At 41.0% G+C, this 22,966-nt stretch carries 15 protein-coding genes; 11 read left to right on the top strand and 4 right to left on the bottom strand.

From position 1 onward, the window contains the following. Window positions 1-7: 7 nt before the first annotated feature. The 4 genes from BWD42_RS14250 to BWD42_RS14235 all read left to right on the top strand — a co-directional run bounded on the left by BWD42_RS14250 (window position 8) and on the right by BWD42_RS14235 (window position 5,509). Window positions 8-1,183, top strand: coding sequence for a thioredoxin-like domain-containing protein (locus BWD42_RS14250; RefSeq protein WP_175992066.1), 1,176 nt, complete (start codon window positions 8-10; stop codon window positions 1,181-1,183). Window positions 1,184-1,248: 65 nt separating this feature from the next. Then, the gene (locus BWD42_RS14245) at window positions 1,249-2,109 is read left to right on the top strand and encodes a helix-turn-helix domain-containing protein (RefSeq protein WP_077437076.1); all 861 of its coding nucleotides are present in this window, start codon (window positions 1,249-1,251) and stop codon (window positions 2,107-2,109) included. 162 nt (window positions 2,110-2,271) lie between these two features. Next, complete coding sequence (locus BWD42_RS14240; protein ID WP_077437075.1) at window positions 2,272-3,990, top strand: M64 family metallopeptidase; 1,719 nt, start codon at window positions 2,272-2,274, stop codon at window positions 3,988-3,990. Between the two features lie 76 nt (window positions 3,991-4,066). Continuing rightward, window positions 4,067-5,509, top strand: coding sequence for a hypothetical protein (locus BWD42_RS14235; protein WP_077437074.1), 1,443 nt, complete (start codon window positions 4,067-4,069; stop codon window positions 5,507-5,509). Between the two features lie 193 nt (window positions 5,510-5,702). Here the strand turns inward: BWD42_RS14235 and BWD42_RS14230 are convergent, their stop codons facing one another. The 4 genes from BWD42_RS14230 to BWD42_RS14215 all read right to left on the bottom strand — a co-directional run bounded on the left by BWD42_RS14230 (window position 5,703) and on the right by BWD42_RS14215 (window position 10,251). Beyond that, entirely contained in the window at window positions 5,703-7,172 is a 1,470-nt protein-coding gene (locus tag BWD42_RS14230) for a glycine--tRNA ligase (protein WP_077437073.1), read from the bottom strand. A gap of 140 nt (window positions 7,173-7,312) precedes the next feature. After that, complete coding sequence (gene bcp / locus BWD42_RS14225) at window positions 7,313-7,780, bottom strand: thioredoxin-dependent thiol peroxidase (RefSeq protein ID WP_077437072.1); 468 nt, start codon at window positions 7,778-7,780, stop codon at window positions 7,313-7,315. Window positions 7,781-7,905: 125 nt separating this feature from the next. Next, window positions 7,906-9,630 (bottom strand): M23 family metallopeptidase, encoded by a 1,725-nt coding sequence (locus BWD42_RS14220; protein WP_254846239.1) that lies wholly within the window; start codon window positions 9,628-9,630, stop codon window positions 7,906-7,908. Between the two features lie 9 nt (window positions 9,631-9,639). After that, window positions 9,640-10,251 (bottom strand): fumarylacetoacetate hydrolase family protein, encoded by a 612-nt coding sequence (locus tag BWD42_RS14215; RefSeq protein ID WP_077437070.1) that lies wholly within the window; start codon window positions 10,249-10,251, stop codon window positions 9,640-9,642. A 479-nt stretch (window positions 10,252-10,730) separates the two neighbouring features. Between BWD42_RS14215 and BWD42_RS14210 the strand changes: the two genes are divergently transcribed. The 7 genes from BWD42_RS14210 (at window position 10,731) to BWD42_RS14180 (ending at window position 22,957) form a co-directional block, all read left to right on the top strand. After that, window positions 10,731-11,366: a hypothetical protein gene (locus BWD42_RS14210; RefSeq protein ID WP_077437069.1), complete on the top strand. Its 636-nt coding sequence runs from the start codon at window positions 10,731-10,733 to the stop codon at window positions 11,364-11,366. A 36-nt stretch (window positions 11,367-11,402) separates the two neighbouring features. Then, on the top strand, window positions 11,403-12,080 hold the full coding sequence (locus BWD42_RS14205) for an HAD family hydrolase (RefSeq protein ID WP_077437068.1): 678 nt from the start codon (window positions 11,403-11,405) through the stop codon (window positions 12,078-12,080). A gap of 68 nt (window positions 12,081-12,148) precedes the next feature. Beyond that, window positions 12,149-12,637 (top strand): gluconate 2-dehydrogenase subunit 3 family protein, encoded by a 489-nt coding sequence (locus tag BWD42_RS14200; protein WP_077437067.1) that lies wholly within the window; start codon window positions 12,149-12,151, stop codon window positions 12,635-12,637. A gap of 7 nt (window positions 12,638-12,644) precedes the next feature. Beyond that, entirely contained in the window at window positions 12,645-14,360 is a 1,716-nt protein-coding gene (locus tag BWD42_RS14195) for a GMC oxidoreductase (RefSeq protein WP_077437364.1), read from the top strand. A gap of 396 nt (window positions 14,361-14,756) precedes the next feature. Then, complete coding sequence (locus BWD42_RS14190; RefSeq protein WP_077437066.1) at window positions 14,757-17,933, top strand: SusC/RagA family TonB-linked outer membrane protein; 3,177 nt, start codon at window positions 14,757-14,759, stop codon at window positions 17,931-17,933. Window positions 17,934-17,950: 17 nt separating this feature from the next. Continuing rightward, window positions 17,951-19,513, top strand: coding sequence for a RagB/SusD family nutrient uptake outer membrane protein (locus BWD42_RS14185; protein ID WP_077437065.1), 1,563 nt, complete (start codon window positions 17,951-17,953; stop codon window positions 19,511-19,513). A gap of 399 nt (window positions 19,514-19,912) precedes the next feature. Next, window positions 19,913-22,957, top strand: coding sequence for a SusC/RagA family TonB-linked outer membrane protein (locus BWD42_RS14180; protein ID WP_077437064.1), 3,045 nt, complete (start codon window positions 19,913-19,915; stop codon window positions 22,955-22,957). Window positions 22,958-22,966 lie beyond the last annotated feature (9 nt).

Below are 22,966 nucleotides of genomic sequence, written 5' to 3'. Positions count from 1 at the left end.
TTTTTGTTTGTTGTTTATTCTTTTGGGAGCAACTGCTTGCTCCCAGAAGACAGACAAAGCGAAAAAAGAGGCGCTGTTGAAAACCTTCGCTTATAAAATAACCGGACAGACAAGTGCCGCTGACGGAAGTGTGGTGACACTGCTCGATCCAGAGAACAAAATGCAGCAGTTTACGAAAGCAAGCGTCACCAATGGTCAGTTTACCCTGGAAGGTGAGTTGGCAATGACCGGCTTTTATGGGGTTCAGATCAACGACGGAGAACCTTATAACTTGTTTTTGGAAGGCGGAAGTGACTATGCACTAAAAGAAAATAAAGGACTTTTTACGTTGACAACAAGTTCCGCAAATGCAAGGGATTTTGTCCAGTTTACGGAACGGTATCATCAGCGCGAAAAAGAAGAAAAATCGAAGGCGGAAAAGAGATTGGGAAGAATTGCGGCATTAAACGGTCAGCTCTCAGCGATGGCTTTACGTAACGATGGGTCTTATGAGAAATCTGTTGACGAGCTACAGCGTTTGTCGGCCATTAAACCGTATAACCTCCGAAATTTATATACTGATTTTATTCTGGATAGTAGGCATCAGTCCTCTTTGGTGCTTCCTTATCTTTTTAAGTATGTTACCGTTGATCAGGACAATTTTAAAAAATTTGACATAGCCCTGCAACGTTTCGATGCGACCCTGCAAAAACATCCCTATTATAAATTTGCGCGTGATAAAGTAGACCGGGTGAAAGATTTTTATGAAAACATGCCGGTGTTTCCTGCCATTACACCAATGAATGTCCAGCGGGATTCCCTAAAACTCAGTGAATTTTCAGATGCTAAGATGTTGATCCTTGCATTTTGGAAATCAACAAGTGCCTACAGTGTATCTGATGTGACTGAATTGCACAAAAAAGAGGCACAGTTAAAAGCAATGGGAATTCGCGTGATTTACTTTTCTCTGGACAGTGATCAGGATTCCTGGATCAAAACCAGTAAGGCGCTGAGCCTTGGACCGTATAACTATTATTTGAATACAAACGATCGGGCGACATTGGAAAATGACTTTGGTATAGACCGTTCGCCGAGTTATTTATGGGTCAATCCGAAGAACTTCAAAATCTTGTCGCTCACAGGTGAGGATCCTACTTTACCCCAGTTTATTGGCAAAGTCAAGGCGTTTTTGGTGAAAAATTAACGATTATTGTCTTAAAAAATAGTATATTTGAATTAACGGTTTAATATTTGTTATTTCAAAAAACGATGAAAGTTGTTCAATTTACAGTTCCGGTAGTATATCAGGGATCTATTTGTGTGCAAGAGGATGTCTTGCCGTCCTTCTATAGCAATTACCATCGGCATAAAGAGATCCAGTTAACCTATATTTTAAAAGGTAGGGGGACCTTTATGATCGGCAACTTTACCCACAGTTTTGAGGAAGATGAAATCTATATTGTCGATGCGGATGAGCCGCATATGTTTAAAACTGCCGAAGATATTAAGGACGGCATTCATGCCATTCATATTTTCTTTGACTACGCACATTTTAAATCTTTTCTCGACTTTCCCGAATTTGACGATGTCAAATACTTTTTGGAACATATCAATGTCAGTAAAAAGCTGGATGCTGAACATGCTGTTGCGCTCAAGGATAAATTTGTACAGATCAACACAAGTGCAGGAATAGATCGGCTCTTGTCCTTTGTAAAACTGATTAATTTTTTGAGTAAAAAGGTCGATCAATGGACCTCGCTATATACTGGTATTCCCCAAAAGAAATTTTCGGATGCTGAAGGATTGCGTATCAACGAAATATTTCAATATACCTTTCAGCATTTTGGCGATAAAATATCACTTGAGGATATCGCTGCGGTGGCTCATATGACTCCCCATGCATTTTGTAAGTATTTTAAAAAACACACCCGCAAGACCTATGTCACCTTCCTGAATGAAATCAGAATCGAGCGTGCCTGCAAAATGCTGATTGATGAATCCTCCGAAAGCGTATCCAATATCGCGTTTAAAACCGGATTTAATAATGTGGTCAATTTCAATCGGGTATTTAAGAAGATCACAAAGCTTTCCCCAAGTGAATACGTGCAGGAGCATCGTATGCGTGATTAAGCCCAGTAACTAATATATCGGAGGTTATTCAGGAGGGTAAGATCCGGGGACGTTGTTACTGATCCCCGAACAGTGGACAATATCGGAGAAGCACCCGGCAATAAAATGTAACGATTAGGATTGCGAAAACCTTATTTTTGGAATCTAACGATTGTTACTCCGATGAATAAAAATTTATTTTTTGTCCTGCTTGCGTTACTTGGCTATCTGATGCCGGCAGCAGCCCAATCTCAAAATTTCAAGATTGATACCTTGCAGTATCAGGGAACAGCTAACAATATAGTGAACCTGGTTATTTTGGGCGATGGCTATACAAAGGATCAGCTAGACGATTATGCGGAAGATTCCAAGCAGTTTACAAACTATTTCTTCTCGATAGAGCCTTTCAAACAATATAGTGCTTTCTTCAATGTGTTTGCTATTCGCACTATCTCGGAGGAGTCCGGTGCTACCCATGACTGCAAGGCAAGCGATTGTGTGCATGGCGATACGGATCTTGGCAAATATCCTCGACGTTATAATAAATTCACCAGAGACCATCCAGTACCGGTAAGCCATCCTAACACTATTTTTGGAAGTAGCTTTGACAATGGCGGACTGCACCGTTTGGTCGTACCCCAAAAGAATGATCGTATTGAAGCGGTGTTAAAAACGCATATCCCTAATTATACACAAGTGGTTGTATTGGTCAATTCGCCATTTTATGGCGGATCAGGTGGAAAATGGGCTACCTCAACGGTCAACTTTAAAAGCAACGATATCGCTGTGCACGAGATTGGACATTCTTTTGCCCAGTTGGCCGATGAGTATTGGGCCGGAAATCAATATGCCATTGAATCGGTCAACCGTTCACAATCAGCTGATGTGAATGCTGTTCCCTGGAAATACTGGATCGGAAAAGGTGGTGTGGGTATCTATTCCTATGGCGGAAAAGGATCCCCTTCGACTTGGTTCCGACCACATGAATATTGCAAAATGCAATACCTTGTTGCGCCTTTTTGTCCCGTCTGTCAAGAGCAGTTCGTAGCGGCAATAAAGCAAAAATCTAACCCCTTTATTGCCGTAAAACCAGTACTTAACAATGTGCTGCAGTTGGACAGTGTTCAGAAATTTACTTTACGTTTAGCGAAACCATCGCCCAATACATTCAAGTTGATATGGTCGCTCAATAATGAGCTTATTGCCCATGATATCGATTCAATTTATCTGGATCCAGGAATGTTGCGGACAGGAACAAATGAGCTTAAAGTGCTTATTCAGGATACTACAGACCTGCTCCGCAATCCGGCTTATGTGAACCACAAGGATTCCATTATATGGAAATTTAATCAGCTTACATCCAGCGCACTGACCAAGCCAATAAATACCTGGGGTGATACGCTTGAAACCTGCTATGGCGGGGATCAGGTGATGAGCATCAAAAAGCCTATTGCTGGACTGGAATACCAATGGTATGAGACGGCAACTGGTACAGCTATTGGTACCGGAACGAACGTTTTTATCCGAAACCTTTCCAAAACTAAAAAATATCATGTCATTGCACGTTGGAAAAATAAGCAATCCCCGCAATCGGAGATCTTGCTGAAAACATTTTCAAAGGTGGAAAAACCAGGGAATATCCACGTCAAGATTGACAAAAAGAAAAATAGGCTTGAGTTGATCATAAAAGATAAAACAGATGCACGTTACAACTATATCTGGTCAGATGCCGATGGTAAACCGATCTATGAATGGGACGAATTCAATGGGGAGTATGTACGTCCGACGGACGCCAATAAAAGACTTGTCCTCAACCAGTCTGTTACTGTCCGAAAGGTGTATGTTCAAAAAGTAGACAAAGAAACGACCTGTAAGAGTGAACGTAAGGAGGTAACTTTTTAGTTACAGCTTTGGTGCGTAGTGATTTATAAGTTAATTTTAATCTGCCGGTTAGTTAACTTATAAATCATTCATAATTATGAAAAAGAGATCCCATTTTACGCTGGGAAATTTTTCGTGCTTATTCATTGTGATTTTAACAGCCGTTTCTTCCTGTAAGAAAAATGCAAAACTTCCTGATGAAAGCAACGAAACAACACATGCAGTAACTTTCAAAATCAAAGATTTTGAAACGATTGTCAGTCCCCTGAAAGCGCAGTCGTCCCAATTTAAAAGAGCTTCGACCAGCGGGAGCAGCACAGAAAGTCAACCCCTCTACCATTGGAATTTTGATAACGGTAATGCAGACCCGAGCACGGCGCTCGAGGAGGAGGCTGCGATTGATTACAACAATGGTAAAACTGACTATGGTTTTGTTGCCGGTTGGCCGAGTTCTGGTAAGGCAATCAGTTTTAAAGGAGCTAAAGAGATTCTGATTAAGATTCCTGTTTCGGGTATCGGTAGCTTGGGAAATTTGACTTTTGACGCGAATAGCTCCGGAACCGGGCCCCGCGCCGTGCTCTTGAGTTATTCGACCGATAAAGGGGCAACATTCAAAAATCTGGCGGATACCGTATATTACCCGCCCAATCTTACTACTTCGGCTAAATTGACATTGGAGCAGCCGCTCAACTCGATTAATCTGACGGCTGCCCAAGGCTGTTGGTTAAAGATCGCTTTATTTGCCGGAAACAGGGATGGTGGAAGCAACTACAACGAAAGTACCGGAACTTTTAAAATGGACAATATTAATATTCGTGGAAGGACGGACCAATCTGTTCTGCCCGATAAATTGTATTACCATGTCTTCGATGCAATTACGAAGCTATTGGTAAAGTCTGGTACGCTTAATGCAAAAGAAAAGTTTAATATCGCTTTGCCGATGGGAACTTACTACCTCAGCTTACTATCTAAAAATTCGGGGGCACCACTATTGATCCCTGCAACAGTGGCCGATGTGCGGAGCCTTTCAGTTTCCAATGCGTTCAATGAGCAGGCTGCTGTGGTATTTGCGGTACGGGATACGTTTGAGGTAAGGGAACCCATTGAAAGGGTATTGACGATGTCCCGCATCTATAGCGAAGTGAAATTCGAATGTACGGATACCGACGGACTGAATCTTGTCGACAGCATACAGATCAAACAGAAACATCAGGCCTTTTACTATTATCCCTTCGCAACGGTATCGGATGAAAAATCGGACAATACCATCCTGCGCATCGTGCCTAATTGGGCTGCCGATTCAAAAACCTTTGTATTTAATCAGTTTATGGGGGATGTTCCAGAAAATAAGATGGTCAGATACGAGCTGCGCGTTTTTAGAAAAGGCGAACTTGCACGTACATTTGAACTGGGCAGTGAAATTCGGAATAATGTACAGCTCCTATTTAAAGGTAAACTGCTCGATGGAGTAAGTGACGATCAGGGTTTTCAAGTGATTAAAAATGAAAAATGGCGTGATAAGGTAGTCGTGGAATACTGATGTTATGAAATTCAAACCAAAAGGCCAATCCTGAGCAAATAGGTGAAAAAAATAGGTGTGTCCACACAGTTCGGACACACCTATCTTTCTTTTATGTTGCTCATCCCATCAGGCCTCTTTTTAGCTATTCAGCCGCTGGGAATTCGCTTTTCGCCTTTTGAACAGCTTCTGCACTGTCTGCAGGCAAATTAATTTATAGTAATTTTTTTAGCAAAGTATTCCAACCTGCTAAATCATTTAAGATCCGTTCAAGGTCAGCGATTGCTACACGCTCTTGCTCCATGGTGTCACGGTGACGGATCGTAACCGTATTATCTTGCAGCGAATCGTAATCAACAGTAATACAGATCGGTGTGCCGATTGCATCCTGACGACGGTAGCGTTTTCCGATCGCATCTTTTTCATCGTATTGAACATTGTAATCCAATTTCAATGTATTGAGGATCTCACGCGCTTTTTCAGGTAGACCGTCTTTTTTAGTCAATGGTAATATCGCTGCTTTCACCGGAGCCAATGCTGCTGGGAACTTCAATACAACACGGGAGTCTTGTTTTTCCGGCGTAGAAAGATCTTCTGTTACCAATGAATTACATAGGACAGTTAAGAATAAACGATCCAATCCGATGGAAGTCTCGATGACATAAGGAATGTAATTTTGATTGATTTCCGGATCAAAATATTGCATTTTCTTTTTCGAATATTCCTGATGTTGTTTCAGGTCAAAATCCGTACGGGAGTGGATACCTTCCACTTCTTTGAATCCGAATGGGAAGTTAAATTCGATATCCACGGCTGCGTTGGCGTAATGCGCCAATTTATCGTGGTCATGGTAACGGTAGTTGGATGGGTCGAAACCTAAAGCCAAATGCCATTTCAAACGTGTTTCTTTCCATTTGTTGTACCATTCCAGTTCGGTGCCTGGACGGCAGAAGAATTGCATTTCCATCTGTTCAAATTCACGCATACGCATGATAAACTGACGTGCGATAACTTCATTACGGAATGCTTTTCCGATCTGGGCAATCCCAAAAGGAATTTTCATACGACCTGTCTTCTGAACGTTCAGGAAGTTAACAAAGATACCCTGTGCAGTTTCCGGGCGAAGGTAAACCTGATCAGCTCCATCTGCCATAGCACCCATTTGGGTAGCAAACATCAGGTTAAATTGACGTACTTCGGTCCAGTTCTTAGTGCCTGAAACCGGACAAACGATATTATGTTCTTCAATGATGGTTTTCAGTCCTGCAAGATCATCAGCGTTCAATGCCGTATTTAAAGCTTCCAAAAGTGCAGCTGCTTCTGCAGCTTTTCCATCTGCTTCATAACGTGCAATTTTGTCTTCGATCAACTGGTCGGCACGATAACGCTTTTTGGAATCTTTATTATCGATCATGGGGTCATTGAACCCATCCACGTGACCGGATGCTTTCCAGGTTGTGGGATGCATGAAAATAGCGGCATCAATACCGACAATGTTTTCGTGCAATTGAACCATGGATTTCCACCAATAAGTCTTTAGGTTGTTTTTAAGTTCAGAACCTAATTGACCATAATCGTAGACGGCACTTAAGCCGTCATATATTTCGCTCGATTGGAATACAAAACCGTATTCCTTCGCGTGTGATACTACACTTTTGAAAAAATCGTCTGTCTGTTTGCTCATAAGTGGCAAATATAGATATTAGTATTTAAATTTTAGTATTGAGTATCTAGACTTTAGATAGAAGACTCTGTTGTTCAAGCCTACGGCTTACGAATATTGTCTATAATCCTTGTTCCCTACTCTTTATGCAAGCCCGAGGTTTATTTAGTTACCCCTAGATCACGAATCTGCTGTGAAGCATTTTTATTGTCCACTTTTCTGATGATGTGCTGAATGATGCCTTGCTCATCAATCACAAAGGTGGTGCGTGCCGTACCCATATATTTTTTGCCGTACATGTTCTTTTCCACCCATACGCCGTACGCCTCAACAAGGTTTTTATCTTCGTCGACAAGGAGCTGGAATGGCAATTCGTGTTTAGTAATAAATTTTTTATGTGATGCTTCGTTATCCACGCTGACGCCGATGACCTCAAAACCATCCTTTTTCAGCGACTGATAGTTGTCTCTAAAATTACAGGCCTCGGTTGTACAGCCCGGTGTATTATCTTTAGGATAAAAGTAAAGGATCACTTTTTTTCCTTTAAAATCCGAGAGATGCACGGTTTCACCATGTTGATTTTTTGCACTGAAATCCGGTGCCTGTTGTCCTATTTCTAGTGTTGCCATATATAGTTCAATTTAGTCCATTAAGATACGATATTATCCGATAAAATCGATTATGGGCATAAGACTGGATCACAAAAATCCAGCGTTAAAAATCCATATTTGGAAAGCTTCCCAAGCAGATGATACTATCTGCTAAAGGAGGCTTCGTAAATTTTTAAATTTCCTTTATTGTCTTTTACCTCCAGCTTGAAACTGTGGGTACCACTGCTCAGATTGGATTCAAAGTCATGCCACAGGTGTCTTGTTTTGGGATCATATTTCATCAAAGCCCATTTGCCGTCAATGTACGCATCGAAGGTATCAATTCCTGAAAGGTTGTCACTAATGGTAAAATCTATGGAGCGCTGATTCGCAACGTTCTTGCCATCCGTTAGGTTACGTGGACTGATGTTAGGGGCGATGGTGTCCACAGCAACATAAAACCCACCAAATTCGCGCACATTGGCGACAACCCAGCCATTTTCGTATTTCCCGCCCTGTGCTCCACCGTCTGTGGAGACTATCAGCGCCTTGCTATACAGGCTTTCTGGCAGGCTGTAGTCCGGTTTGATCATCAGTTTGTAATAGCCGAATACAGGTGTATAGGAGTTGTGGATGTAATGCGCTGCTGAGTAGCCCTTGGCCGGTTTAGCACCTTGGGAATAATTAAAGTAAAGGTCATTGTACAATATATTTTTACCCATATAGACTCGCGCATTCTCCGCTTCATATTTGTTTTCATCGGCATAATGAAACATTTTGAGTCCTTGGGCCGGTTTTCGACTGATCGTTAAAGAGGGGTTGTTCTGGACTTTAAAGTTCAGTTCGCTCTTATTGCCCTGAACATCCTTGACTACATATTTTACTTCGTGTACCTCGTTATCCTTTAATTCGATCATCCCCAGGTTATCCAGATTTTTATAGATATTGATCGGATTGTTGGGATCTTTAAAACTCTTCTGTACCCGAACACCCGATTTCTTTAGATAGGGGTAGTCTATGTATGACTGAATTGCACGGGTCTGGTCAAAAGGAATCGACTCGAAAAGGACGGTACTGATATTTTTGTTGTCCAGGAATAGTTCGATGGAATAAACACCATAGGTAAATGAAATGCCACCACGTCTGTCTACCGTATTGATACCTAGGCCAAAGTTGCCGTTGACTGATATAGGGGCGCTAGAAGCCAGGCTATAATTTCCATTGCCTAAAGCCCGGATTGTCTGATGCCTGCGTGGGGTATTTTCGTCAAAGATCTCACGACCGAGATCATAAACAGTGATACCTCTGATCAACGGTTTAACACCATCCGGAAATAAGAGACCAAATAATTGCGGATTTAAGGGCAACTGGGCTTTTGTGTCACGGATTTCAAAATGCAGGTGTGGCCCGGCGGAGCCACCTGTATTTCCGGAATTGGCAATAAACTCACCCTTTTTGACGGGTACCTGATTTGGTTTAAGAAAGACATCGACATCAAAACGTTTTTGTTTGTACTGCTCGTCTTTGATAATTTTTGCCAGATCAGTGTTGAAGCTCTCCAGATGCATATAAACAGAAGTATATCCGTTCGGATGGTCAATATAGACATAATTGCCACCACCACCGATCTGGACACGGACGCGGGATACAAAACCTTCCGCAGCCGCATGTACTGGAATATTGATGCGCTGTTGGGTACGATAATCATCGCCGCCATGGAAATGTGTAGCCCGCAGTTCGCCAAATGAGCCCGATGCTTGGGGAGCAATATCCATTGGTCGGACAAAATAATTCTGCGGATAATTGCGGCTTTTGATAATATCTTGCGCCTGACCCAAGCTAAGGGCCAACGACAATACAGCCAGTAAACTTGCCTTTTTTTTCATCATATCCTTTCCCTATTTAATCTTACAGCTAAACATTTTTTGCTCTCCAATAAAGCCTTCCAACAGATCGCCGATAGCGACAGCCCCAACCCCAACCGGGGTACCTGTATAGATCAAATCACCTTTGCGCAAGGTGATAAATTTGGATGTATAGACGATTAGATCTTCAAAAGAGAAAATCATGTCCTTGGTATTGCCCCTTTGTACGGTTTGTCCATTTTGTTGCAGGGAAAAATCTATTGCGTATACATCGCTTATTTCGTCTTTGGGAATTAAATTGCTGACAACAGCGGAGTGGTCAAAGGCTTTTGCCAATTCCCAGGGAAGACTTTTAGCTTTAAGTTCTTGTTGTACATCTCTTGCGGTGAAGTCGATCCCTAAGCCTACAGCGTCGTAGTAGGTTGATGCGAATTTTGGAGTAACATGTTTGCCTTCTTTGCATATCCGAAGGACAACTTCGGTTTCGAATTGGATGTTCTGAGAGAATTCAGGATAATAGAAATCTTTATTGTCCTTCAAAACCGCAGTATCAGGCTTCAAAAATATGATGGGATTTTCAGGGACTGGATTATTGAGTTCTTTAGCGTGGTCGATGTAATTGCGACCGATTGCAATTATTTTCATTGTATAAGTCTTTTAAGGCGATGAATCTTTCAGATTTTTTCGCACGATATTCTCAGGACAATTAGTCATCATTTTAGTTTCATTGATCGATGAATTTGTTCTACGCGCGCCGAATAAATCATGACGATTTCATGTATGTGTATTTTTTGAACGATATCGAAACATTGCTCAAGAGAACGACGAATTTCTGGATTTGTATGCCCACTCGCTGCTTGAACAGACAAACTTAACAAATGTCCTAGGCTTATCCAAAAATCTCCGAATCAACCATAGTTATCATTAAGATAAAGTTATCTATTTATATAGATTTTAGTTAGGGTTTGTTTAGGTTTTAGTTAGGTTTAGTTTAGGTAATAGCTAATTAAAACCTAAACTAAAGCTAGACTAGTTCTAATTTAAATCTAAACTAATGCAAACCTTAATCCTATTTATTTGTTAAGGGAGGTACAAAGAAATTACAATTAAACTAGGCATTTAAGATGGCAATATTAGAGGATGGCCCCAATGGCGGTTTTCGGGGTAAAGTAGGATCAGTATATGGGTATAAACTCAATGGAGAATGGGTTATAAGGGGTGTACGAACACCGAGCACCAAACCACCAACAGCAGCGCAACTGCTGCATCGGGAGAAAATGAAAATAAATGGCGAGTTCTGTCAACGGATTAAGCCGATATTGACTTTTGGTTATCAATTTGAAGCGGCGAAAGATTTGAGGAGAGGAGCATTTCAGCTCGGCCAAAAGCATGTGATCAATAGTGTCATTGAACTGGATGCCGCAAGTAAACCATATCTCAATATGGAGAAGCTTCAAGTATTTGTAGGCGAACTTATGCCGCCCACGGGGATCGAGGTGCGCTTGGAAAACGACATACTTAAATTGTCCTGGATACCCAATCCGAAATATTATGATAGTATCTATAAGCTAAATTTGGCCTTGATTAATCCGAATAAACACATGGATTTTAAGATGGGTGTCGCAGATGCAGCACAGGGCGAATGCAGCATCGAAATACCGGTATTCAAGCGGGAGAAATTTGATTATCATGTTTACATCGGCTTTTGGGACATGTATAAAGGAACACTTTCCAATTCGGTGTATTGTGGTATCATTTAATAGGATTTTTCAGCCTACTTGTGTATCTTTAACACTATGAATAAACTACAAGCCGTATTGTTTGATTTGGACGGTACCTTAATTGATTCTGAATATTTCTATTTTAAAAATTGGGCACCGATCTTAAAACAGGAATTTGATCTGCAGATAGATTATGAAGATTGGATCCGGGATTTTGCAGGACACACTCTGGCACATAACGTCAAACGCCTGGTGGAAGACTATGGATACGATACGACCGAAGAATACATGTGGAAAAGGACGCGTGCGGCCTATGCGGATTCTAACATGAGTGATATTGAACTGATGCCTTTTGCGAAGGATATTTTAGTCTATCTGAAAGAAAATAACATCCGCATCGCACTAGTGACTTCAAGCTACCGAAGTACAGTGGATACTGTTCTAGGGAAACATGGACTGCTGGATTACTTTGAGTTTTTCGTGACAAGAGAATGTGTAGAGTTTCCGAAGCCTAATCCGGAACCTTATCGTCTGGCGCTTTCCAAATTGGATTTGCCCGGAGACAGATGTGTGGCGATCGAAGACACGATTACCGGTAGTAAAGCTGCCTTAGGGACTGGATTACAGTTGATCGCTGTAACAAAACAGGAGGTTGAGCGTGCCAGACTAACAGCTGTGGATAACATTGTGGAAAACTTGCAGCAGGCAAAACAGTTATTATCCGGTTGGATTGAAGATAATCAAATAATTTAATCGTTTTAGCATTTGTAATTTTATTCGGATATATGTAATATTACCGAATTGTAAAGGGAATTCAGATTATGAACCGTAGAACCGCAATAAAGCAATTTTTCATTATCGCAGGCGGACTGACAATTTTGTCATCCTGTCTGAATGATGGTGGAGCATCGATTGTATTGAATAAGCTGAAATTATCAGCGGAGGATGAGAAATTTTTAGGCGAGCTTGTGGATGTGCTTATTCCAAAATCGGATACTCCGGGGGGGAAAGAGCTGAACCTGCACCTGTTTGTGATTAAGATGGTGGATGACTGTGAGTCGCCAGAAAACCAGGAGAAATTTGTCTCCGGCTTTAATAAACTAAGAAAGCAGCTGAATCTGGCCAACGGCAAAGAGACAGAAAAGACCTTAGCCAATCTGGCAGATAAAACGGATGAAAAGACTTTTTTTGAAATCTTTAAATCCCGTGTGATCCAGGGCTATCTAAATTCAGAATATGTGATGAAGAATAAGGTGATCTATAAGCTTATTCCGGGACCGTACAATGGTGCGGTAAAAATTAATGGATAAATCCAATATGGCAAATCTAAATATTGACAGTGAAAAAAATAGGACCTACGATGCGATCGTGATAGGTTCGGGAATTAGTGGAGGCTGGTCTGCAAAAGAATTGTGTGAGAAAGGACTAAAGACTTTGGTTCTGGAGCGTGGACGTGATGTACAGCATATTAAGGATTATCCAACCACAAACATGATGCCTTGGGAGTTTGAACATCGGAATGAAATGCCTTATAAAGTGAAGCAAGAGAATCCGATTGTCAGCAAGTGTTATGCTTTTCATGAAGATGCCGCACATTTCTTTGTGAAAGATAAGGAGCACCCCTATATACAGGAAAAACCCTTTGACTGGATCCGGGGATATCAGGTCGGTGGAAAATCCTTGCTATGGGCGAGACAGACACAACGCTGGTCTGATTTCGACTTTGAAGGACCTGCACGTGATGGATTTGCGGTAGACTGGCCGATTCGCTATGCTGATTTAGCGCCTTGGTATGCTTACGTCGAGAAATTTGCTGGTATTGCCGGGGATCATGATGGGCTTCCGGAATTACCGGATGGTGAATTTTTGCCAGGTTATCCCTTAAATATCGTCGAGAAGTATTTTAAAGAAAAAGTTCAGAAAAAATTCCCGGAACGGAAGGTGATTTCCGCACGCTGTGCCCACCTTTCCAAGCCCAACCAGATTCACATCGACCAAGGTCGTGTGCAATGCCAAAACCGTGTACTCTGTCAAAGAGGATGCCCTTTTGGCGGGTATTTCAGTTCCAATGCCACGACAATTCCTTGGGCAGCTAAGACTGGAAATATGACCCTACGTCCGCATTCGGTGGTTCATTCTATCCTTTACGATGAACAGAAAGGAAAAGCAGTAGGTGTTCGCGTAATTGATACAAATACCAAAGAGGAAATTGATTTTTATGCTAAACTGATTTTTGTCAATGCAGCTGCCATCAATACCAACCTGATCTTGTTGAATTCCAAATCAAACCGCTTTCCAAATGGTTTAGGTAATGATAGTGGCGTGCTGGGGAAATATGTTGCTTTCCATAATTATAGCGCACGTATTTATGCCGAATACGAAGGACTGCTGGATTATACCGCGGAGGGAAGAAATCCTGCCGGTGGTGGATACATTCCTCGTTTCCGCAACTTACATAAACAGGAAACCGATTTCTTGCGCGGCTATGCGGCAGGTTTTGGTGCATCGCGCAGCAAAGAATCAGACCGTTCTGGCCTGGGATTAGGGCTAAAGGAGAATCTGCTGAATCCGAAATTGGGTATCTGGCAGGTTGGTTCACATATGATGGGCGAGACCATCCCAAAGGAATCAGGTATGGTGTCTCTAGACGGTAGTAAAACAGACGATTGGGGAATTCCTTTATTGAAGATTGCCGTTGATTATGACGACAACGACGAAAAAATGAAAAAAGATTACATTGCGGTCATGACCGAAATGTTTACCGATGCCGGTTTTACGAATATACGACCAGATACACATTGGCAGGCTCCGGGGCTGGATATCCACGAGATGGGGGGCGTACGTATGGGGCACGATCCAAAAACGTCGGTATTGAATAAATGGAATCAGATGCACGCTGTAAAAAATGTTTTTGTTACAGATGGCGCCTGCATGACTTCGACATCGACGCAAAATCCTTCATTGACTTACATGGCCTTCTCAGCGCGATCAGTTGATTATGCCATCAGCGAAATGAAAAAGGGAAACATATAGTTTAACGGAGAAAGATTTTGAAAATAAATCTTTCTCCGTTTGAATTTAAAATCCTAAATTACAGCCTTAATTAAGGTGTTAAAACCAAAAAAAACATAACCATATAGGAAAAGAAAAAACAGAAATTAAGCAGTATAAACCAAACGAACAAACCAAAATTTTTTTTGCAAAAAAGCAAAAGCGATTTAGCATTTTTTATATACTTATAACGATCAATAAACTGAGATAAAATTGATGTTTTAAGGGAGACGAATGTTAAATAGAAAAAATTATAATTGAAAGGTTGATGAGCGAAAGCCTTTTATTTATAATCGATTATAAGGGAAAACTAAATTAAACTAAGCGTTTCTAGCATCTTTTTGCTAAAACGTTTTTATAAACCAAATCACTATTAATATGAGCACAGTTGACGTAAAATCATTTGTGCAGCTTGGGAAAAAATCAAAATTATTTTTCTCATTGGCTGTCATTGCTGGTACATTTCAACAGGTCAATGCCGCTGTAGCAACTTCAGCACATTACGAAGGAAACTCCTTTGTAAAAGAAGTACGTAATTTACAGCAGGAATTGAAAGGAAAAGTACTGGATGCGAGCGGGAAACCTCTTGTTGGGGCCTCCGTAGCAGTTAAGGGGACTTCAAATGGTACCCAATCGGATGCACAGGGGAATTTTTCTGTGCAGGCAAAGTCTGGCGATGTACTGGTGGTTACTTCTGTCGGGTATAAATCGAAAGAGGTGACTGTTGCCGGAGCTACCATCACCATACAATTGGAAGAAGATCAAGGGCAATTGGATGAAGTCGTTGTCGTCGGTTACGGTACGATGCGCAAATCGGATGTAACCGGTTCCATTGCAATGGTCAAAGGAGCAGATATCATCAAAGATCAAAGCTTTAGCCCGCTGGATGCCTTGAGAGGTAAAGCATCGGGTGTAAATATATTCTCCAATTCGAGCCAGCCTGGCGCTTATGCGAACCGGGTGGTGATCCGTGGTGTGGCGACAATCAATTCCTCTTCAAACCCATTATATGTGGTGGATGGCGTCGTGATGGAAGATTTTCATTTGCTCAATCCAAATGACATTGAAAACATCGAAGTATTAAAGGATGCATCTTCAGCAGCAATCTACGGTGCCCGCGGTGCAAACGGCGTAATCTTAGTGACCACAAAACGTGGTAGTAAAGATGGAACACGTACCATCAGTTATCAAGGATCGGCAGGTGTAAGTTCGGTACAGCGTTATATGGATGTACTAAATGCGCAAGAATGGGTCGATGCCTTTATGACTGGTCTTGAAAATGAAAATAAATACGCAGCAAAATTTCTAAAAGATCGCGATAAGAACTGGAAACCCTGGTCGTTAGATAGAAAAGATTGGTTCAACGATCCGAATTATTTTGATGCAAACGGAAATCCTTTGTACGATACCGACTGGCAGAGAGAAGCGACAAGAACAGCTATTTCCCATAATCACCAATTAAACGTACAACAAGGTGACGAAAAGTCGTCTGTGGGGGCGTTCTTAAACTACACGGATCAGCAAGGTGTGATGAACAATACCTGGAACAAACGTGTTAACGGAAAATTGTCTTATGATGCCAAACCGACTTCTTGGTTATCTACAGCCATCAATATGACGGTTAATCATACATGGGGTAGATATACACCGGAAGATGGTGGTGGCCAGGAAGCACGTCGGACCATGATCGAAATGCTGCCTTGGTACCCTGTTTATGATCAGAATGGGAAATATACCAGTTCATCTTCCTCTACAGTCTCGGAAAAGCTAGGCTTTGAGGGAATGGCAAATCCGGTGTCCATCCTAGATCTGCAAAAACGAATGCGTTATAATACGCAGATCTTCGGAAATGCGGCATTGACATTTCACCTTGCAGATGGCTTGGATCTAAAGACACAATTGGGGGTTGATAGCCATCGGAAAAACTATAAGGGATACTCTTCCATAACGTTGAACAACATCTCGCAACCGAATGGCTGGGCCGAAATCAATAATACCAACACGCTTTATTGGCAGGAAGAGACTTACTTAACCTATAATAAACAATTCGACAAACATCGGATCAATGTCATGGGCGGTCTCTCATGGCAAGCAAGAACCTATGATAATGACCGTTCACGCACAACAGGTTTCTTTGATGATTTCTATGAGTATAATAACCTAGGCATTGGTGTGACGCCGGATCCTCCTGCATCAGGTTGGAATAGATGGGCGATGAACTCTTATTTCTTACGGGCGGCTTACTCCTATGATGACCGATATTCAGCGACCGTTACGGGACGTTACGACGGCTCGTCCAAGTTTGGAAAAAACAATAAGTATGCTTTTTTCCCATCCATAGGTTTTGCATGGAATGCATCGAATGAGGATTTCCTGAAAGGCAATGAATCCATCAGTAATTTGAAATTCCATACCAGCTTTGGTATGACTGGTAACTCGGAGATCGATCCTTACAAGTCCTTGGCGATCGTGGATGCCGGAACGATATTGCTGAACAATGTCAGAGCACCTTATTCCTTTGTCAATACCATTGCCAATCCCGATCTAAAATGGGAAAAGACTGCACAGTTTGATGTCGGTGTAGAATTGGGACTATTTCAAAACCGCTTGAATTTTGATGTCTCGTATTATCGTAAGAAAACGACTGATCTATTACTGGACGCGCCTTTACCAACTGCTTCAGGATTCAGTACCGTGATGAAAAATATCGGATCCGTCCAAAATCAGGGTATCGATCTGATGATCAATGGAACGATTGTAAATAATGAGGACTTTAATTGGAAGGCTTCTTTAAACGCCAACTACAATAAGAATAAAGTATTGCAATTGGGTGAAAACAATGCGGATATCCTGATGAATGGCTGGGTAGGCGGAGCCAATAGTATTATTCGGGTTGGTGAGAACTTAAATAGCTTTTACGGCTATCGAAGGCTAGGTGTTTATACACAGGCGGATGTGGATGCAGGGAATGCGAAACTAGAAGATATTGGCCGGGCAAAACGTACCACTACCAAAGAAATCATTGGTAAAGGTTTGCCTGATTGGACGGGAAGTTTTGTCAATAACCTACGCTACAAGAATTTTGATTTTACCCTCGATCTTCAATTTGTGAAGGGGGTGGAGATTATGCAACAGTTCTTCCACTCTACCTATGACCGTTTTGGTATTACCAATGGCCTGAAGGAGATTTTGACGGATGCCTATAATGGATCAAATCCGAATACAATGCAACAGGCGATTTATCTGACCAATGGCGGGCACCGTGGGCAGGATTCCAATGTAGATGATGCTTGGATCGCAGACGGATCTTATCTGCGTGTCAATTTAATTCAATTGGGATACACCTTTAAACCGGAAGCATTGGAACGTATTGGTATGAAAAGATTAAGGATCTATGCGAATGCTAACAATCCATTCTTATTTACCTCGAGTGATTTCAAAGGGTATGATCCGGAGAGTACCTCGCAAGGAGAGGGTAAATTTGGACAGAATATGACCTTTTTCTCGTATCCAAGAGCGAAAACTTTCTCATTGGGTGTAAATGTTACATTTTAATCTAGAACTTATCAAAAATGAAAAATAAATTATTTCTGTTGTTGCTAGCCGGCATGGCTTTGACAACATCTTGCAATAAATTTTTGGAGGAAGAGCCGAGATCCAATTTGTCATTGGAACAGTATTATGCCAATGACGGACAGGCAACCGCCACGGTGAATTCACTTTACCGTCGTGGGGCACCCCAACGCTATTCGGTTGCCGCCAGCGCCTATGTGGGGCCAACAGCTTCGATCAATACCATGCTTACCGGGTATTTTATCAATACCTATGAGGGGCAAGAGCAAATCTGCCTGTTTGCAAGGCAGCTGACCAGACAGCAAAATACGAGTGTAGTCTCAAGCACCATGAATACCATTTGGGACGAGAGCTATAAAGCCATTAATATTGCCAATGCAGGTATTAAATACATCCCTGGAATCACCATGGATGAGGCGAAGAAAAAGTCTTTACTGGCTGAGACAAAATTCTTTAGAGCCTATAATTATTTTTATCTGGTCAAAACATTCGGCGCAGTCCCATTATCGGTAAATCCGAATGAGACACTGGCGGATGATCTTTATTTGGATAGAACAGATGTTGCGAAAGTATATGAGTTGATTGAAGCGGATCTTAAAGATGCTGTTGCCAATTTACCTGCGCTTACCTTTGCAAAAAATCAACACCGTGTTACTAAGTATGCTGCGGCAATGACTTTGGCTAATGTATATTTACAACAGGGTAAGTATGCTGACGCAGCTGCAGCTGCGAAAATTGTTATTAGTTCGCCGCATAAGATGACTGAGAATACAGACTTAAAGCTGAATAGTGCATATAATAAATTACGCACAACAGATGATCTGGAGGAGGTTATTTATGCGCAGGAATACGATGCAGCAATAAATACAAGTGGATGGTGGACAACCTATGCGTTTAGTTCCTCAGCAACTTCTGTTTTTGACAAATACTCCATTTTTGAGCGTATCTATGGTCCGACTGATCAATTTTTGAATGTTTATAACGAGAAGGACTTACGTATTCAGCCAAATCAATTTTTTCATTGGAAGTATACCAATCCGGTTAACGGCAAAACCTGGACCTCAGATGTACCGGGCATTTGGTATTACTTTGATGAGCAGGCCGCTACGGTTACAGGTCGAGGAACTAAAGACTGGAATTTTTACCGTTTTCCTGAGGCTTTGTTGATTGCTGCAGAGGGGATTGCAAAATCAACCGGTGTCAGCGCTGAGGCTGCCGGTTATCTAGCGCAGGTAAAAGCTCGGGCAAATACGGAAGGAAAAACTGTGGCTGATCTGACAACAGAACTGCAAGCATTATCTGCTGTCGATTTTGTCAAAGAATGCTGGAAAGAACGCTTGCGTGAATTCCCATTGGAATTCAAAATGTGGGATGATATCCTACGGACAAAAATGTTCCCTGTAATCTCTACGACGGAAGCCGGTAAAATAGATTTTGTTCCTTTAGTTGGTGCAAAAAATGGATCCGGAGCTACGTTTAAAGAGTCGGATTTATTATGGCCGATTTCTCCTGATGAGATTCAGCGCAATAATAAATTGACTCAGAATCCAGGGTATCAATAACAGGATAGCGTGGACATCAAAAGATGTCCACGCTTATCTTGAATACATAGCGTAGATCATATGGCTTATGTAATGGAGCCGAATCTAATAAAAAAGTATTTATAGGAATGCAATGGCTATTTTTTTTGAAAAAATCCCTTTATAATTAAAGTGTTAACCCAGATCTAACAAAATAAATAGCCAAAAAGCATCTTTGCGAAAAAGGGGGATAGTATACTTTTTTTTAGAAAAATAGCAAAAACGGTTTTGCTAAATATATAGTAGCTATTACTATAAACCAATGAATTATTCAATAGATGATTCTAGGAAATTTAAAATAGTAAAACTGACCAAGCTCAAATGAAATTTAATTAAATAGTACGTTTTAACCAAACGTTTTATAAACCAAATCACTAGTATATGAGCAAAATTGATTTAAGAACATTCGCACGGCTAACGAAAAATACAAAGTTATTTTTTTCGTTGACTGTGATCGCAGGCACAATGCATCAAGCATATGCTGTCGGGTTCGTTCCGAGCAATGAATCAAAAAAGGTTTCCATCGATAAGAGCGTTAATCTTCAGGATCTGATCAAAGGAAGAGTTCAGGATACAAAAACCGGAGAAGCGATTGCTGGGGTCTCTGTAAGTGTCAAGGGATCCGAAAGGGGAACCACATCCAATAGAGAGGGTAATTTCGCAATTCAGGCAAAAGCTGGAGATATTCTGGTCATTTCATCCATTGGCTACCAGTCTAAGGAGGTGAAGGTGGTCAATAGTGCTCCGCTGAATATTCAGTTGTCGTCGGCTGAAGACCAATTGGAAGAAGTGATTGTTGTAGGCTATGGTACACAAAAGAAAAGTGAAGTGACATCGGCTGTAGCTTCAGTGAAAGAGAGGGATTTTAATCAGGGTGGGATGCGAAATCCGATGGATCTTGTACAAGGTAAAGTTGCAGGTTTAAATGTGACTAGAACGCAAGGAAGTAACCCAAATGCTGGTTCTAGCATTCAGTTGCGTGGTATGGCATCTTTAAAAGGAGGTAATAGTCCTCTGATTGTTATTGATGGAATCCCTGGTGGAAATCTTGATTTAATTAAACAGGGTGATATCGAATCTATTGATGTGTTGAAGGATGGATCGGCTGCGGCAATCTACGGTACTCGGGGGAATGGTGGTGTTATCTTGGTAACCACAAAAAAAGGAAGGTCTGGTGAACCACGATTTGAATATTATACCTATGGTCAACATGAGGCTGTGGCTAAGAAACCTGAGATGTTGAGTGCACAGCAATTTAGGGATTATGTGGTGAATGGCCAAAATAAACCTGATTTGGATTTAGGTGCTTCAACGGATCTATATGATGAATTGATCAACAAAAGTAATTTCTCAACCTTTCATAATTTCGTAGCTAGCGGTGGTGGGGAAAAATCTAATTACCGTGCTTCTGTCAATTATGAAAATGCAGAGGGTATCGCCAAACAGAATGGGCGTCAACAGTTTGGTGGACGGATTAATTTTTCGCAGACAGGTTTAAAGGACCGATTGACTTTCTCTGGTAATATTGCTGCAAATTTTAATAAAGCGGATCTACTTGGAGGGAAAACGGAATATTTCGAACAAGCAATTCAACGTAATCCAACTGCTCCATTATACAATCAAGATGGTAGTTTTTATCAAACTCAAGGATATAATAATTTTAACCCCTTGGACCGTATGGCCAACCGCGTGGATCAACGAAATCAAGAGACGTTTTCAGGAGATGCTCGTTTAAAATTGAAAATTATTGAACCATTAAGTATTTCAGCATTCGGATCCTATCTTAGGAATAATTGGAATGATCGGCAATATAGATCAATTAAAGACTGGGATCAGCGCCAAAATTCAGAATATCAAGGTATGGGATATGCCTGGAAACGTAATGAGTTAACTTGGTCAAAAACATTTGAAACAACAATTGACTATAACCAAACTTTTAATGAAAAGCACAATGTTACTGGATTATTGGGCTACAGTTTTCAATATAATGGGTATGAGCGCTTTGAGATGGCGAATAATGGATTTACAACCGATGCTTTCCAGGACTGGGATATGGGAAGTGGAACGGCGCTAACCAATACCAAATTACCAAGACCATCAATGGGCTCATTTAAAGAAGATAATAAACTAATCGCTTTTTTTGGTAGGGTAAACTATAATTATGATCAAAAATATTTTATAAGTGCAATTCTGAGAAGGGAAGGTTCTTCACGCTTCGGAGCGAATCACAAATGGGGAAATTTTCCAGCAATTTCTGGAGGTTGGACGATTAGTAATGAGGATTTTTTCACAAATAAGGATGTTGTTAATAATTTGAAACTGCGTGCCGGATATGGTATTACTGGTAATCAGGGATTTCCAAATTATAACTCTTTGATTTTATTAGGTACAGGCGGTGTTTATCCTCAGGACGGAATCTACTACCAAACCTACGGACCAACACAAAATCCAAACCCTGATTTGAAATGGGAACAGAAAGCGGAATTCAACATAGGCCTTGATTTCGGTTTATGGAACAATCGCTTGACTGGTTCCTTGGATGTATATAACCGAAAAACGAACGATTTGCTTTACGAATATAAAGCTCAGCAGCCTGCATATGTAAGTACCAAAATCTGGTATAATGTCGGAGAGGTTTCCAATAAAGGTGTAGAATTGCAATTAACCGGTATAGCCATGCAGAAGGAAGATTTCAAATGGACAATCGATTTTGCAGGAAGTTATCAAAAAAATAGATTAGTGTCTATGTCAAACGATATCTTTAAAAATGACTGGTTAACCTTTGGAGGACTCCCTTCACCTGGTAATTTGGGAGATGCCATCCGTTTGGAAGAAGGGGGAGAAATAGGTTCTTTTTATGGGAAACGTTACGCGGGATTGAATGATAAAGGAGAGTGGTTATTTTATAAGTCTGATGGAACAACTGGGACAACGAGTGAAGTGAATGATAATGACCGAGCTTATATTGGCAATGGTGTCCCCAAATTTAATGCTTCTTTAGGAAATCGTTTTGCGTATAAAGGTTTTGATCTAACTATCTTTTTCCGAGGAAAATTCAAGTATGATATCCTAAATACCGCAGACATGTTTTTTGGAAATCAAAAATGGCTCCCAAATAACGTTTTTGAAAGTGCCTTTACCAAACATGCGGCTATCAAACAAGACCCACAGTATTCCGATTACTATTTGGAAAACGGAAGTTTTGTGAAGTTGGACAATATCACGTTGGGTTATAATTTTAAATTAAAGACCGATTATATCAAGAGTTTATATGTGTATGCAACAGGAAGAAATATTGCAACATTTACAAAGTATACAGGATTAGATCCCGAATTACAAGATACAGGTTTTGAAGCTGGAATTGATTCAAGAAGTTTTTATCCACGGACACGGTCTTGGACAATTGGTTTAAATGTTGGATTTTAAAATTGGAAT

The organism is Sphingobacterium sp. CZ-UAM (genome assembly GCF_002000245.1).
In the GTDB taxonomy this organism is placed as follows: Bacteria; Bacteroidota; Bacteroidia; order Sphingobacteriales; family Sphingobacteriaceae; genus Sphingobacterium.
The sequence above is the reverse complement of the archived record's forward strand: the minus strand, read 5'-3'. Positions and strand labels throughout refer to the sequence as shown.